The organism is Bacteroides sp. D55t1_190419_B8 (assembly GCF_015558905.1).
GTDB lineage: Bacteria > Bacteroidota > Bacteroidia > Bacteroidales > Bacteroidaceae > Bacteroides > Bacteroides vicugnae.
The window spans coordinates 16,180-31,520 of sequence record NZ_JADMOU010000046.1 but is presented as its reverse complement, the minus strand read 5'-3'; the positions used below and the strand labels follow the sequence as shown (position 1 = coordinate 31,520).

The 15,341-nt window shown below is 42.0% G+C and carries 11 protein-coding genes; 9 read left to right on the top strand and 2 right to left on the bottom strand.

What is annotated here, in order from left to right:
* The 3 genes from I2I13_RS23275 to I2I13_RS23265 form a co-directional block, all read left to right on the top strand.
* A partial coding sequence (locus I2I13_RS23275) for a PD-(D/E)XK nuclease domain-containing protein (protein WP_195650666.1) occupies window positions 1–840 on the top strand: 840 nt, incomplete at its 5' end.
* Window positions 841–1,002: 162 nt separating this feature from the next.
* Window positions 1,003–1,527: an HU family DNA-binding protein gene (locus tag I2I13_RS23270; RefSeq protein ID WP_004295818.1), complete on the top strand. Its 525-nt coding sequence runs from the start codon at window positions 1,003–1,005 to the stop codon at window positions 1,525–1,527.
* 68 nt (window positions 1,528–1,595) lie between these two features.
* Window positions 1,596–1,688 carry a smalltalk protein gene (locus I2I13_RS23265; protein ID WP_004295819.1) on the top strand — a complete coding sequence of 31 codons (93 nt, stop codon included), beginning with the start codon at window positions 1,596–1,598 and terminating at the stop codon, window positions 1,686–1,688.
* A gap of 86 nt (window positions 1,689–1,774) precedes the next feature.
* Here I2I13_RS23265 and I2I13_RS23260 read toward each other — a convergent pair whose 3' ends face one another.
* Window positions 1,775–3,523 (bottom strand): AAA family ATPase, encoded by a 1,749-nt coding sequence (locus tag I2I13_RS23260; protein ID WP_195650665.1) that lies wholly within the window; start codon window positions 3,521–3,523, stop codon window positions 1,775–1,777.
* Window positions 3,524–3,750: 227 nt separating this feature from the next.
* Here I2I13_RS23260 and I2I13_RS23255 point away from each other — a divergent pair, with 227 nt between their 5' ends.
* The 5 genes from I2I13_RS23255 (at window position 3,751) to I2I13_RS23235 (ending at window position 9,762) form a co-directional block, all read left to right on the top strand.
* Window positions 3,751–6,075, top strand: coding sequence for a transglycosylase domain-containing protein (locus tag I2I13_RS23255; protein WP_122138474.1), 2,325 nt, complete (start codon window positions 3,751–3,753; stop codon window positions 6,073–6,075).
* Between the two features lie 4 nt (window positions 6,076–6,079).
* Complete coding sequence (locus tag I2I13_RS23250) at window positions 6,080–6,466, top strand: 2-amino-4-hydroxy-6-hydroxymethyldihydropteridine diphosphokinase (RefSeq protein WP_148367554.1); 387 nt, start codon at window positions 6,080–6,082, stop codon at window positions 6,464–6,466.
* The gene (gene kdsB / locus I2I13_RS23245) at window positions 6,467–7,219 is read left to right on the top strand and encodes a 3-deoxy-manno-octulosonate cytidylyltransferase (protein ID WP_195650664.1); all 753 of its coding nucleotides are present in this window, start codon (window positions 6,467–6,469) and stop codon (window positions 7,217–7,219) included. It abuts the gene before it with no gap.
* A gap of 4 nt (window positions 7,220–7,223) precedes the next feature.
* Window positions 7,224–8,507, top strand: coding sequence for a pitrilysin family protein (locus I2I13_RS23240; RefSeq protein ID WP_195650663.1), 1,284 nt, complete (start codon window positions 7,224–7,226; stop codon window positions 8,505–8,507).
* Window positions 8,508–8,592: 85 nt separating this feature from the next.
* The gene (locus I2I13_RS23235; protein WP_148367393.1) at window positions 8,593–9,762 is read left to right on the top strand and encodes a phosphatidylinositol-4-phosphate 5-kinase; all 1,170 of its coding nucleotides are present in this window, start codon (window positions 8,593–8,595) and stop codon (window positions 9,760–9,762) included.
* A 158-nt stretch (window positions 9,763–9,920) separates the two neighbouring features.
* Here I2I13_RS23235 and I2I13_RS23230 read toward each other — a convergent pair whose 3' ends face one another.
* A complete protein-coding gene (locus tag I2I13_RS23230) occupies window positions 9,921–10,859 on the bottom strand; it encodes a ribose-phosphate pyrophosphokinase (protein WP_167511898.1) in 939 nt (312 codons plus the stop codon).
* 153 nt (window positions 10,860–11,012) lie between these two features.
* On the opposite strand from I2I13_RS23230, the gene I2I13_RS23225 reads away from it, so the two are divergent.
* The gene (locus tag I2I13_RS23225) at window positions 11,013–15,332 is read left to right on the top strand and encodes a DUF5113 domain-containing protein (protein ID WP_195650662.1); all 4,320 of its coding nucleotides are present in this window, start codon (window positions 11,013–11,015) and stop codon (window positions 15,330–15,332) included.
* Window positions 15,333–15,341 lie beyond the last annotated feature (9 nt).

The following is a 15,341-nucleotide window of genomic DNA, read 5'->3' as shown; positions in this document are numbered from 1 at the left end:
TTGGCAAAGAAATTGGAGATAACACCTGAAGAGGCTTTGATGAAATTGAAAGAAAATTATGATGGTTATCATTTCACATCTCCTTCGCCCGATATATATAATCCTTTTAGTTTGCTAAATGCTTTTGCTGATGGAAAATTTGGATCTTATTGGTTTGGTAGCGGTACTCCTACATATCTGGTTAAGATGTTGGATAAATTCGGTGTGAAACCTTCCGAAATTGGACGTAGACAGCTGAAATCTTCAGTTTTCGATGCTCCTACTGAAACGATGACTGATGCAGTGCCTTTATTATACCAAAGTGGTTATATCACTATTAAGGATTATAATAAGATGCTAGATCTTTATACGCTGGATATTCCCAATAAAGAAGTAAGGCTGGGACTTATGGAGAGCCTTCTTCCTTATTATGTAAATAACAAGACACCTGAAGCAACTACCATGGTAGCTTATCTTTTTTATGATATTCAGAATGGTGATATGGATGCTGCTTTACACCGTTTGCAGGAATTTCTGTCTACGATTCCTTACTGCGACAATACAAGGTTCGAAGGACACTATCAGCAGGTCTTTTATATCATATTCAGTTTGTTGGGATATTACGTGGATGTGGAGGTTCGTACTCCTCGTGGACGGGTAGATATAGTACTTCGTACGAAGACTACATTGTATGTGATGGAACTGAAATTGGATAAAAGTGCTGGTGAAGCGATGGAGCAAATTGATTTGAAGAATTATCCGGAACGCTTTGCTTTATGTGGATTGCCTGTCGTAAAGGTGGCTGTCAGTTTTGATAGCGAACGGTGTACGATTGGGGACTGGGAGATTATAGAATGCTGATTATGTTGTTGATTTATAGTTTGTTATATACTTAGGTAAATGAAAATAGCTCCGCAAGGAGCTTTTTTCTTTTCTATCCGGAATAAAAGTTTCACCTTTGCATTGTTGATCAACAAAAGGTGAATAAATAAACTTGAATTTAAATCTTTAAAAAAACGTAGTATGAGTGTAATTTACAAAGTCATTACGCGACCAACAGATCCGCGTGTTCCCAATTCTCCTAAGAGGTATTATCCGCATCTGATCACTTTAGGTCAGTCCGTCAACCTGAAATATATTGCACAGAAAATGCAGGATCGTTCTTCGCTGTCTATCGGTGACATCAAGAGTGTAATCCAGAATTTTGTGGAAAAAATGAAGGAGCAGTTGTTGGAAGGTAAGTCTGTGAATATCGAAGGTTTGGGTGTGTTTATGTTGACTGCCCGTTCCAAGGGTGCGGAGTTGGCGAAGGATATTAATGCTAAGAGTGTGGATAGTGTTCGTATCTTTTTCCAAGCTAATAAAGAGTTGCGTGTCACCAAAACTGCTACCCGTGCAGATGAGAAGTTAGATCTGATCAGTCTGGATGAATATCTGAAGAAAATTAGCGTTACTGTATCTCCGGAAGATCCCGAGAAACCGGATGAAGGCGAAGGTGGCGGAGATGAAGGTGGCGGTAGCGGAGAGGCACCGGATCCCGCAGCTTAATGTCTTGTTGATTAATAGCTGACGGTTAGAGTGTTCATTTAGTGTTTAATTTAAAAAAAGAAATGTCTATGAAAAAAACGTGGAGTATTATTTTGAAAGTGATTATTGCTGTTGCCGGTGCGATTGCCGGAGTGGTTGGTGTGCAGGCAGCAACGTTGTAATTGATTATCTTATAAATAGGTATATTTATGAATGAATAACAGGCGGGAGAAATCCCGCCTGTTTGTGTTTAGATATAATAAGAGAGCTACACTTCTTCGCATACTCTCATTTCCATTCCTTTATATACTACAACAATCTTATGCAACTGTGTGGTGCCAATAGCATTTTTTACTGTATCTGTATCAGCATAACGGTTGGTTTGAGCGATACCTTCTAATCGTAATTCATCCACACGATTTTCGGGGTCTTTGTATTTAGCATATTTCAACTCGATTATGTAGCTGTGTTTCATATCCGGATAAATATCTAATAATGGAGATAAGAAGATGTCAGCATATCCTTCTTGTGTATCTGCTTCCGAAATAGGGCGGTAGAACCGGTTTTGTGCAGTCATGGCTAGCGTGAAACCATGTACGAAAAATTCTCCTTTTTGCTTGTCGCGTTGGGAGGCGTAGCGTTTCAGGCAATCAGCTATGTAGTCAAAATAAGCTTTCCAGGTACCTCGATAAGCGAGCGAACTGGATAATTCATTTTTCTCATAATTGCTAAAGCTTAAGTTGGCTTCATTGTAAGTGTTCAACAAATAGGTGTAAAGTTGTTCGCGAACTACCTGATTGGGAATGGTGAGTTTGCACTTTCCTTCATGTGTGCCACTAATAGTAAGCATGCCAAAATAATAGAGTAAGCTTATGAAATTGTCCGGATCAATGATACTGGCGGCTGGAAATCCTTTCTTCACTTCTCCAGTGATGTATCCTTGGCTTACTAAAGTCTGTATGATGGAAGCATCGTGCGCAAACTCTTTATCTTTGCGGATGAGCATACGCAATTTTTCGTAGTCAATACGGATGTTGTCTTCTACCATATCTTTCGGTATTTCACCATATCGAATGTAGTTTTTGACGAAATAAAGTACCATGTTGGAATTATACATAGTGGTTCGACCATAACATTCTTGTGCAAAGCAGTAATTATCATACCACGGTTTCATAATTTCTATCAATTCATCGATGGTATGGTTGAAGTGTCCTGTGTTAGAATAATAAGTTAACATTTCGCGAACCTCACTTTCTGTGAATCCCATCAGTTCGTTGAATTCTGATGAAAGCGAGTAATTGGTGCCGATATTGAAGCCGCTGGTCAAGTCATCCATTGTCACGGGACTGACACCTGTGATGAAGCAACGTTTAATACTGGAGTCTGTGCCGGATTTTATTTTATTGAAAAAAGCACGTAAATAACCTTCTTTGTGTGTCTCATCAGTGTAACGGTTTAAGCTGTCGACATCAGAGAGTATTGTATTGGTGAAATGGTCGTATTCATCAATGAAGAGATAAATCTTTTGATTGACACGGGCGCACTCCGTAAACAGATATTCGAATTGGCTGACGGCTCCGTCTTTTTCGTCCATTTTTTCTTTGATTCCTTCAGGTAAGTAGTCAGCATAAACGTCGCAGAAATAGTCAAATACGATTCTGCAATGTTCGTCCAGACCTTTGCGGTAGCTGTGTAAATCTCCACTTATTCCCGAGAAATTTAATTTTATTACCAGATAGCTATTGCGATCCTTTGTGGGATGCTTTCCAATATAAAGATCGCCAAACAAAGCGTCAAACTTTTCTTTGGCACGTACATCATAATAATGTTGAAGCATATTCAAAGTCAGACTTTTTCCGAATCGGCGCGGGCGGATAAAAAAGAAAAAACGATCTGATTGCTCTATCAAGGGGATGTAAGAGGTTTTATCCACGTAATAATAATTATCCAAACGGATGTCCTCGAAGTTCATCATACCATAAGGTAACAACTTCCTGTCTGATGATACATATTTCATAATTAATGTCTTTTATATGAATGCACTTTGAATAAGTGTATACAAAGATACTTTCTTTCCGCTATTTTCCCAAACAAACGTTCTTTCTTTTTGTTTCGTGCTATTTGTTAGGAGTATCGCTCTATATTTTAACAAAATAGAAAATCTAATCAAACTCGTTGGCTGAATAGCGGATTTTATCTACCTTTGCATCTCAATTAAATGCGTCATTTTAAGCGAGAAAAAACATGATTCGAAAAATAATAAAAGCTCTTTGGATATTTTTGGCAGTCGTTGTGTTGGCTATTGTTGTCATCTTTGTCTCTATCTCAAAGGGTTGGATTGGCTATATGCCTCCTGTAGAGGAACTTGAGAATCCGAGCTATAAATTTGCAACGGAGATTTTTTCTGAAGATGAGAAAGTGCTTGGTACATGGTCTTACAGCAAGGAAAACCGGGTATACACGGCTTACAAGGATTTGTCACCCAGCATTATCAATGCTCTTATTGCAACGGAAGATGTTCGTTTTGTCGAGCATTCCGGGATTGATGCTAAAGCGTTGTTCCGTGCGTTTGTGAAACGTGGTTTGATGTTTCAGAAAAATGCAGGTGGAGGTAGTACCTTGTCGCAACAGCTAGCTAAACAGTTGTTTACGGAAAATGTGGCGAGAAATACACTTCAGCGTCTTTTCCAAAAACCGATTGAATGGGTGATTGCAGTGAAACTTGAACGTTACTACACCAAAGAGGAAATATTGAGTATGTATCTCAATAAATTTGATTTTCTGAATAATGCTGTTGGTATCAAAACTGCTGCATATACCTATTTTGGCTGTGAACCGAAGGACTTGAAGGTTGAAGAAGCAGCTACGTTGGTGGGTATGTGTAAGAATCCGTCACTCTACAATCCGGTTCGTTTCAACGAACGTTCCCGTGGCCGTCGTAATGTGGTGCTCGAGCAGATGCGTAAAGCCGGATATATCACAGATGCAGAATGTGATTCTTTGCAGGCTCTTCCGTTGAAACTGACATATAACCGTGTTGACCACAAAGAGGGACTGGCTACTTATTTCCGCGAATATCTCCGTGGCGTCATGACAGCACCGAAACCGGTAAGAAGTGATTATCGTGGTTGGCAAATGCAGAAATTCTATGAGGATTCTATCGCTTGGGAAACTAACCCGTTATATGGCTGGTGTGCGAAAAACAAGAAGAAAGACGGTACAAATTATAACATCTATACAGATGGATTGAAGATTTATACAACTATCAATTCACGTATGCAGCAGTATGCCGAAGATGCTGTAAAAGAGCATTTGGGTGATTATCTGCAACCTGTATTCTTCAAGGAAAAAGAGGGAAGTAAGAATGCCCCGTATGCAAGATCACTGCCGGAAAAACGAGTGGAAGAGTTGTTGACGAAAGCAATGAAACAAACGGAACGTTATCGCCTCATGAAAGAGGCGGGAGCTTCGGAACAACAGATTCGTAAGGCGTTCGATACACCGGAAGAAATGACTGTCTTTTCCTGGAAGGGTGATAAAGATACGATTATGACACCGATGGATTCAATCCGCTACTATAAATCTTTCTTGCGGACAGGATTTATGTCAATGGATCCGGCAAACGGACACGTGAAGGCTTATGTGGGTGGACCGAATTATGTATACTTCCAGTATGATATGGCGATGGTGGGACGTCGTCAGGTAGGTTCTACTATTAAACCGTATTTATATACATTGGCAATGGAGAACGGATTTTCTCCTTGCGACCAGGCACGCCACGTAGAGCAGACTTTGATTGATGAGAATGGGACTCCCTGGACACCACGTAATGCAAATGATAAGCGTTATGGAGAAATGGTGACTCTGAAATGGGGATTGGCAAACTCCGATAACTGGATTTCTGCATACCTGATGGGTAAGCTGAATCCGTATGATTTGGTACGCTTGATCCATAGTTTCGGTGTACGCAATAAAGCAATTGATCCGGTGGTTTCACTTTGTCTGGGACCTTGTGAAATTTCTGTCGGTGAAATGGTCAGCGCATACACGGCTTTTGCCAATAAGGGAATCCGGGTGGCTCCATTGTTCGTTACTCGCATTGAGGATAGTGATGGCAATGTCATTTCTACTTTTGCACCGCAAATGGAAGAAGTGATAAGCGCGTCGAGCACTTACAAGATGCTGGTTATGCTGCGTGCCGTTATCAATGAGGGAACGGGTGGACGTGTTCGTCGATATGGAATTACCGCCGATATGGGTGGAAAAACAGGAACGACCAATGATAACTCCGATGCCTGGTTTATGGGATTTACTCCTTCACTGGTATCCGGTTGTTGGGTAGGAGGGGACGAACGTGATATTCACTTCGGTAGAATGACCTATGGACAGGGGGCTGCTGCAGCTTTGCCTATCTGGGCGATGTATATGAAGAAAGTATATGATGACCCGACTTTAGGATATGACCAGCAGGAGAGATTCAAACTTCCTGAAGGATTTGACCCGTGTGCCGGTTCGGAAACTCCTGATGGCGAAGTGGAAGAAAGAGGACTGGACGATCTGTTCAATTAAAGAAGTGCACAAGTATATTGTTTGCATAGGGAGTAATTACAATAGGAAAGAGAACCTGACTTTTGCCAGACAGAAGTTGACTGAATCGTTCTCTTCTATTTGTTTTGCTCCCGAACTGGAAACTAAACCTTTGTTTTTTAAGAATCCGGCTCTGTTTTCCAACCAAGTGGCTCTGTTCTATTCCGATAAGGATGAAGAGACGGTGAGGAAAATGCTGAAAGATATAGAACAGAGGTCCGGGCGTCGTCCGGAGGATAAGAAAGAGGAAAAAGTATGTCTGGATATTGACATGCTTTTATATGATAACAAAATATTAAAACCGGAAGATTGGCAAAGGGGATATATACAACAGTCATTATCAGCTTTCCATTCTTCATTATTTATTAAGTAGATGAAATTTCTTGGAATTATACCTGCCCGCTATGCATCCACTCGTTTTCCTGCGAAACCGTTGGCTATGTTAGGCGGAAAAACAGTCATACAACGTGTATACGAACAGGTGGCAGGCGTTTTAGATGACGCCTATGTAGCTACGGATGATGAACGCATTGAAGCTGCCGTTAAGGCGTTCGGGGGAAAGGTTGTGATGACTTCCGTTCACCATAAAAGTGGTACGGATCGTTGTTATGAAGCTTGTACCAAGATTGGAGGTGATTTTGACGTCGTAGTGAATATACAAGGAGATGAGCCTTTTATTCAGCCTTCACAACTGGATGCGGTAAAGGCTTGCTTCGAGGATGTAACCACGCAGATTGCTACATTGGTGAAGCCTTTTACTGCCGATGAACCGTTTGCCGTACTGGAAAACGTGAATTCACCGAAAGTGGTAGTCAACAAGAACTGGAATGCACTTTATTTCAGCCGTTCTATCATTCCTTATCAGCGTAATGCCGAGAAACAGGACTGGTTGAAGGGACATACCTACTACAAGCACATCGGATTGTATGCTTATCGTACAGAGGTGCTGAAAGAGATTACCATGCTTCCACAGTCTTCTTTGGAGTTGGCCGAATCTTTGGAGCAGCTTCGCTGGCTGGAGAACGGATACAAAATAAAGGTAGGTATCAGTGAAGTGGAAACTATTGGAATTGATACGCCGCAAGACTTGGAACGGGCAGAAGATTTTTTGAAGAATAGAAGTTAATCTTATGGATCGTACGATACAACCTGAAATACAAACCCTGAAAAATTTTCGTATACTTCCTCCTGTTCGAATGACGTTGCCAAACGGCATTCCGTTGACTGTTATTAATGCGGGTGAACAGGAAGTGGTACGCATAGATGTGCTTTTTGCCGGGGGACGCTGGCAGCAGTCGCAGAAACTGCAAGCTCTGTTTACGAACCGGATGCTGCGCGAAGGCACGAAAAAATATACGGCTGCTACCATTGCCGAAAAACTGGATTATTACGGCTCATGGCTCGAATTGTCCAGTTCGTCGGAATATGCATATATCACTGTTTATTCGTTGAATAAGTATTTGGCGAAAACATTGGAGGTGGTGGAATCCATGATTAAAGAACCGCTTTTCCCGGAGAAGGAATTGCATACTATTCTCGATACCAATATCCAACAATATCTGGTTAATACTTCCAAAGTTGATTTTCTGGCACACCGCAGCCTGTTGCAGTCACTTTACGGTGAACAGCATCCATGTGGTAAAATTGTGGTGGAGGAAGATTATCATGCCATCACTCCGGAAGTGCTCCGTGAATTTTATGAACGGTATTATCATTCGGGTAATTGCTCTATATTCTTGTCCGGCAAGGTGACGGAGGATATTATCAGTCGGGTGACAGATACATTCGGCACTTCTTTCGGTCAACATCAGCAGCAGGTGTCGAGATTAAGTTTTCCTTTTACTGCTGTTCTCGAAAAGAGGATTTTTACAGAGCGTGAAGATGCTATGCAGAGTGCTGTGAAGATGGGATATACGACCATTACCCGTAATCATCCTGATTATTTGAAACTTCGGGTACTGATGACTTTATTTGGAGGTTATTTCGGCAGTCGGCTGATGTCTAATATCCGTGAAGAGAAGGGATATACTTATGGTATTTCGGCAGGAATCATGTTTTATCCGGATAGCGGACTGTTGGCTATCTCGACAGAAACGGATAATGAATATGTGGAACCGTTGATACAGGAAGTGTACCATGAAATAGACCGCCTGCATCAGGAACCTGTGTCAGCCGAAGAACTGACTATTGTGCGCAACTATATGTTGGGAGAAATGTGCCGTAGTTATGAGTCGCCTTTCTCACTTTCGGATGCGTGGATCTTCATTGCTACTTCCGGGCTGGATGATGACTACTTTTCACGTTCTCTGCTGGCTGTGAATGAGGTTACTTCGATGGAAATACAAGATTTGGCACAGCGCTATTTGTGCAAAGAGACATTAAAAGAGGTCATTGCAGGTAAAAAGTTGTCATAATTTGCTTTCCGAAAGTGGGCTGTTTGGGATAGAAATTGTATCTTTGTCCAAATTGTAATTCTAAAATGAGTAACGACTAAAACCAATGAGGAAATATCTATATACTACACTTTTGCTGGCTCTTCTTGCACAAGAGGGAGTGATGGCACAAGAAAATGAAGGAAAAAAAGGCGGATTTTTCGGAAAAATTAAAGATACATTCTCCACTGAAATAAAGATTGGCAACTATACTTTTAAGGATGGCAGTGTCTATACGGGAGAAATGAAAGGACGAAAACCGAATGGAAAAGGAAAAACTGTCTTTAAAAACGGTGATGTCTTTGAAGGAGAATATGTGAAGGGAAAACGTGAGGGATATGGAATTTATATGTTTCCCGACGGAGAAAAGTACGAAGGACAGTGGTTTCAGGACCAGCAGCATGGAAAGGGTATTTATTATTTTATGAATAATAACCGTTACGACGGTATGTGGTATCAGGATTATCAGCATGGTGAAGGAACAATGTATTATCATAACGGTGATTTGTATGTAGGTAAATGGGTGAATGATAAGCGTGAAGGCGAAGGTACATACACTTGGGCGAATGGTGCCCAATATACCGGTCACTGGAAAAATGATAAGAAGAATGGCAAAGGTATCATGAACTGGGACGACGGCTGTAAGTATGAAGGAGACTGGAAAGATGATGTCCGTCACGGAAAAGGGGTGTTTGAATATACCAATGGAGATAAATACGACGGTGACTGGGCAGATGATATCCAACATGGGAAAGGTACTTACTACTTTCATACGGGCGATCGTTATGAAGGTTCTTATCTCTTAGGTGAACGTACCGGTGAGGGAGTTTATTATCACGCTAACGGTGACAAATATGTTGGTAATTTCAAAAATGGCATGCAAGACGGAAAAGGTACTTTTACCTGGGCGAATGGTGCTGTATATGAAGGAAGCTGGAAAAATAACAAACGTGATGGTAAGGGAGTCTATAAATGGAGCAATGGCGATGTTTATGATGGTGAGTGGAAAGATAACCGTCCCAATGGACAGGGTACTCTGAAAACCGTTGCTGGTATGCAATATAAAGGTGGCTTTGTTGATGGATTGGAAGACGGACAAGGCGTACAAATCGACAAAGACGGTAATCGCTTCGAAGGCTTTTTTAAACAAGGAAAGAAGAATGGTCCCTTTGTAGAAACAGATAAAGATGGGAAAGTGATTAAAAAAGGAACCTATAAATTTGGAAGACTTCAATAGATGATAGGTGATAAATGATAGTGGGCTGCGCATTGCGTGGCCTCTTTTTTATGGTACAAAGAAAAATGGATAATAACCCAAAGCGGTCATTATCCATTTTATAATTTCCCGTTGAAAGTAACTTCAACTATCAACTATCATTTATCACCTATCATCTATTAAATGATGTATTGTGAACTGATAGATTCGTTATTCATCACTCGTTTGATTGTTTCTGCAAACATATCGGCAATGCTTAACTGTTTCACTTTCGGGCATTTCTTTGCGTAAGGGATGCTGTCGGTAAATACCATTTCAGTCAGGGCAGACTCTTGTACACGGAAAGAAGCCGGATCAGACATTACGCAGTGGCTGGCGATAGCACGTACAGATTTGGCACCGGCTTCCAGCATGATGTTGGCTGCTTTGGTGATTGTTCCTGCCGTGTCTACAATATCGTCGATCAATACAACGTTTTTACCTTCTACATCACCGATGATTTGCATAGATGCTACTTCATTGGCTTTTTCACGTGATTTGTTGCAAAGTACCAATGGTACACCGAGGTATTTGGAGAAAGTGCTGGCACGTTTTGAACCTCCTACGTCCGGTGTAGCAATAACCAGGTTTTCCAGTTGCAATGACTGGATGTAGGGGAGGAATACTGCTGATGCATACAGGTGATCTACCGGAATATTGAAGAATCCCTGAATCTGGTCTGCATGCAAGTCCATCGTAATCAGGCGGTCGATACCTGCAACAGATAGCAGGTCGGCTACCAACTTAGCGCCGATAGATACACGCGGTTTGTCTTTTCTATCCTGACGTGCCCATCCGAAATAGGGGATTACGGCCACAACGCTCTTTGCAGATGCACGTTTAGCAGCATCGATCATCAGGAGAAGTTCCATTAAGTTGTCTGAGTTAGGGAAAGTGGATTGAACCAGGAATACGTGTGCGCCACGAATTGACTCTTCATATGAAACAGCAAATTCGCCATCGGCAAAATGGGTAATGTTCATATTTCCCAGAGGACAATCCAGGCTTGCGCAGATTTTTTCTGCAAGATATCTCGAGTTTGTTCCCGAGAATACCATAAAGGGTGCTTTTTCGCTCATTTTGTAATAGATGTTACCTATTTGTTAATTTGCCTGCAAAGGTAGGAATTTCTCTTATTATTTAGAAGGACTTATTGTATAAAAAATATTTTTCTCTCCAACTTATCGGAAATATTTGTAGATTTGCTTTCTGAAAACAGTTAATAGTCAAAAATGAGTTCACGCTTTCCTTTATATATAATAGGTATAGTGTTGTTTGCCTCTTTTTTTTCGTGCACTGATATGGTGCCGACCAAAGAGGTGCGCCTGATTGATTCATTAAACGGGAAAGCGTATGCTTATCGTTATCGAAGCCTGGATTCTTCTTATAAATACGCCAATGAAGCCTATCGGCAGGTGAATTTCTACAAGTCGGGGAAAGCGGAAGCATCCAACAACCTGGGATTCTGTGCTTTTATGGCTATGGACTTTGACCGGGCGGAAGCGTTGCATAAGGAAGTATATAAACTGACTAAAAATGAACTCGAACTGTTGATTGCCGACATCGGACTGATGAAAATCTGTCAGCGGACGGCTATGAACAAAGAATTTTATGATTATCGTAATAGTGCGCTCAAGCGCATGAAACGTATTCGTGAAGAGAGTGATTTGTTTGCCGACCGTCACGAGGCGCTACGGCTGGATTATGCATTCACCGAATTTTTCATCGTTTCTTCTATTTATTACTACTATCTGCAGCAACGGCAGGAGGCCATCACATCTCTCAACCGGATTCCGGAAGATGAAGCTTTGACAGATACTAATCAGTTGCTTTATTATCATTATATTAAAGGTTCGGCCTCGTTGGTGGAAGCAACCAAGCCGGAAGACCGGAAAATGCGTGAGTTCGACCAACTTTATATTACGTGGCGGACAGCTGTTCAGACCAATCATCCTTATTTCGAAGGAAATGGTCTGCAAGGATTGGCTAATCTGATGGTTTCACCCAATAATTTCGAACTTTTCCGGACGAGAAGGGGATATGCGCTGGATCAGTTTGGTTTTCCGGTAGATTCGCTTTTGCCTTTGCGGATGGCACAGCGTGCGCTTGAAAAGTTCCGTGAGTATAATGATTTGTATCAGATTGCCGGTGCGTATGTGTCTATCGGTAAATATATGAATGAGCACGGACGTTATTCGGAGGCATTGGATACGCTTGCAAAAGCGTTGGATTGTGTGAATCAACATCACATGCTCTATTATCATCATGCGGCGGATACATTGGATAAACTATATGTTTTTGTAGAAGGAGATACGACTTATACCGGGGTTCCATGGATTATGCAGGAAGATGTAAGAACGGTACCTGAATGGATTTCAAGGATTCGGGAGCAATTGAGTGTGTCGTATGCGGGGCTCGGGATGAAGTATGCTTCTGACTACAACCGGAATATATATCTGGATATTTTGAATTATACCCGTCAGGATAAGGAGTTGGAGAGCCGTTATCTTTCATTGGAAGCCGATTCACGACAAATGACGCTTGTACTTTCTTTGGTTATTGTCGGACTTGTATTGGTGGTTATTCTTTGGTGGTTTTTCAATAAACGGTCTAAAATAAGGAATCAGGTAGACGTGGAGCGTCTGCAACGGATTCTGACTCTTTGCCGGGACATAACTTCGTCCATTCCGATGAATGTCCCATTAATTCAGCAAGGTATCGATCAATTGTTCGGGAAAGGACGTCTTCAACTAGAAATTTCGGAGGAGGGAAAAGCGGCACTGGTTCCTCTGCATCGGTTGAACCGTGATGAAAAAGCGTTAGTGCATGTGCTTGAACCGTATATTGTTTGGGCTGCGGATAATGAGCAGATGGTGGAAGCGTTGAGTGACGAGCGGATGCAGTTGGAAAAGCAGCGGTATGTTTACGAACAACATATTGCGGGAAATAAACGCCAGAATCTTATAAAGAAGGCTTGTCTGGCCATTGTCAATGGTATTAATCCTTATATCGACCGTATCTTGAATGAGGTGCATAAGTTGACGGAGAGGGGATATATTGATCATGCGAAGATTAAGAAAGAGAAGTATCAATACATTGATGAGCTGGTAACTACGATTAATGAGTACAACGATATTCTGGCTCTTTGGATTAAGATGAAGCAGGGAACGCTTAGCTTGAATATTGAAACTTTCAGTCTCAATGAACTGTTTGAGTTGCTAGGCAAGGGAAGACGTGCTTTTGAAATGAAAAATCAGAAGTTGGAAATTGAACCGACTACGGCTATGGTGAAGGCTGACCGGGCACTGACTTTGTTTATGATTAATACGCTGGCTGAAAATGCCCGTAAATATACTCCGGAAGGAGGAACCATTAAAGTGTATGCCCGCACTACGGAGGATGCCTATGTCGAGATCTCTGTGGAGGATAACGGAAGAGGTATTTCCGAAGAGGATGTGGTGTATATCATTGGTGAGAAGGTGTATGATTCCCGTGTGATCGGAATGAAGAATGCAGCCGATCCGGAAGTGTTGAAAGAGAACAAAGGTAGTGGTTTCGGATTGATGAATTGTAAGGGAATCATTGAGAAGTATAAGAAAACGAATGATTTATTCCGGGGATGCGTCTTTGATGTGGAGAGCGAACTGGGGAAAGGAAGTCGTTTTTATTTTCGTTTGCCTTCGGGAGTGCGTAAAGCGATGGGGGGATTGCTGCTTTGCTTGTTATTTCCGTTAGGGATGGTTTCTTGTCTGCATGATCCGATTCCTCCCATGTTGCAGGATGGCGATTCGATTGTAGTAGTTACGGATTCTGCGTATGAGGATTTGCTGGATGTAGCATCGGATTATGCGAATGCCGCCTATTTTGCTAATGTGGATGAAAATTATGAGTTAGCTTTGCAATATATAGATTCTGCCATGCTTTTTCTGAATGAGCATTATGAAAAATATGCGCGTCCGGATCGTCCACATCGGTATATGAAGCTGGTAGGTGAGGGAACGCCTGCTGAAATCAGTTGGTGGAACGAACTGTTTGATTCGGATTATCATGTAATTTTGGATATCAGGAATGAGGCGTCAGTAGCTTTTCTGGCTTTGAAACAGTTGGATGCATATAGTTATAATAATTCGGCATTTACGGATTTGTATAAGTTGCAGGGAGAGGATCAAACTCTCGAAGCATATTGCCGGCAGTTGGAGCGTTCGAATACTAATAAGACGGTAGGAATTATTTTATGCTTTGTTTTATTGATTGTTTCGTTGGTCGGATATTATTTTCTGTACATGAGAAAACGTTTGCAGAATCGTTTGAATCTCGAACAGGTACTTGAGATTAACCAAAAGGTGTTTGCCGCATCTTTGGTGAGACCGCAGGAACAGGAAAACGCAGAGGCGCTTCAACGGGAAGAGAGTACGCTTAAAGAAATTCCACAGCGGATTGTGGATGAAGCATTCAGTTCGGTAAATGAATTACTGACGATTGATCGGATGGGGATTGCTGTTTATAATGAAACGACGCACCGGCTGGAATATGCTTCTCGTCCCGGACAGGAAATGCCGGAGATGGTAGAGCTGTGTTTTAGTTCCGGAAAATATCTTTCCGAACAGCATCTTCAGGCAATTCCGCTGATGGTGGAAGCAGGAGGCGAGCATCAATGTGTCGGTGTGCTTTATCTGGAGCGCAGGGAGGGAACGGAACAGGAGACGGATCGACTGCTTTTTGAACTGGTAGCTCGTTATGTGGCTATTGTCGTGTTTAACGCAGTGGTGAAGCTGGCTACAAAATACCGGGATATCGAGTCGGCACACGAAGAAACACGCCGGGCTTCTTGGGAGGACAGCATGTTGCATGTACAGAATATGGTGCTTGACAACTGTTTGTCGACTATTAAACATGAGACGATTTATTATCCGAATAAGATCAAACAGATTGTAGGACGGTTGAATGCGCAGAATCTTTCGGAAACGGAAGAGCGTGAAGCGGTGGAGACTATGACGGAATTGATTGAATACTATAAGGGAATCTTTACGATTTTGAGTTCGTGTGCTTCCCGTCAATTGGAGGAGGTCACTTTCCGGCGTACGGTGATTCCGGTACAGGAGCTTTTGGATGCTGCCGGAAAATATTTCAAGAAGTTGATGAAGAATCGGCCGGAGAGGATAGAATTGGAAATAGAGTCTATGGAGGCGAAGGTGATAGGAGACGTGAATCAGTTGCGTTTTCTATTGGAGAATTTGATTGATGAAGCATTGACTGTGCGTGAAGATGGAGTGATACGTCTGCAAGCACGCAAGGATAATGAATATATTCGTTTCCTCTTTACGGATACGAGACGCGAGAAGAGTGTGGAAGAGTTGAATCAACTATTTTATCCGAATCTGGCACGTATGACTTCCGGTGAAAAAGGGGAGTTGAGGGGAACGGAATATCTGGTATGCAAGCAGATTATCCGCGACCACGACGAATTTGCGGGACGTAGGGGATGCCGTATCAATGCCGAGCCGGCTGAAGGCGGCGGGTTTACGGTTTATTTCACTATTCCGCGCCGATAAAAGGAAAAC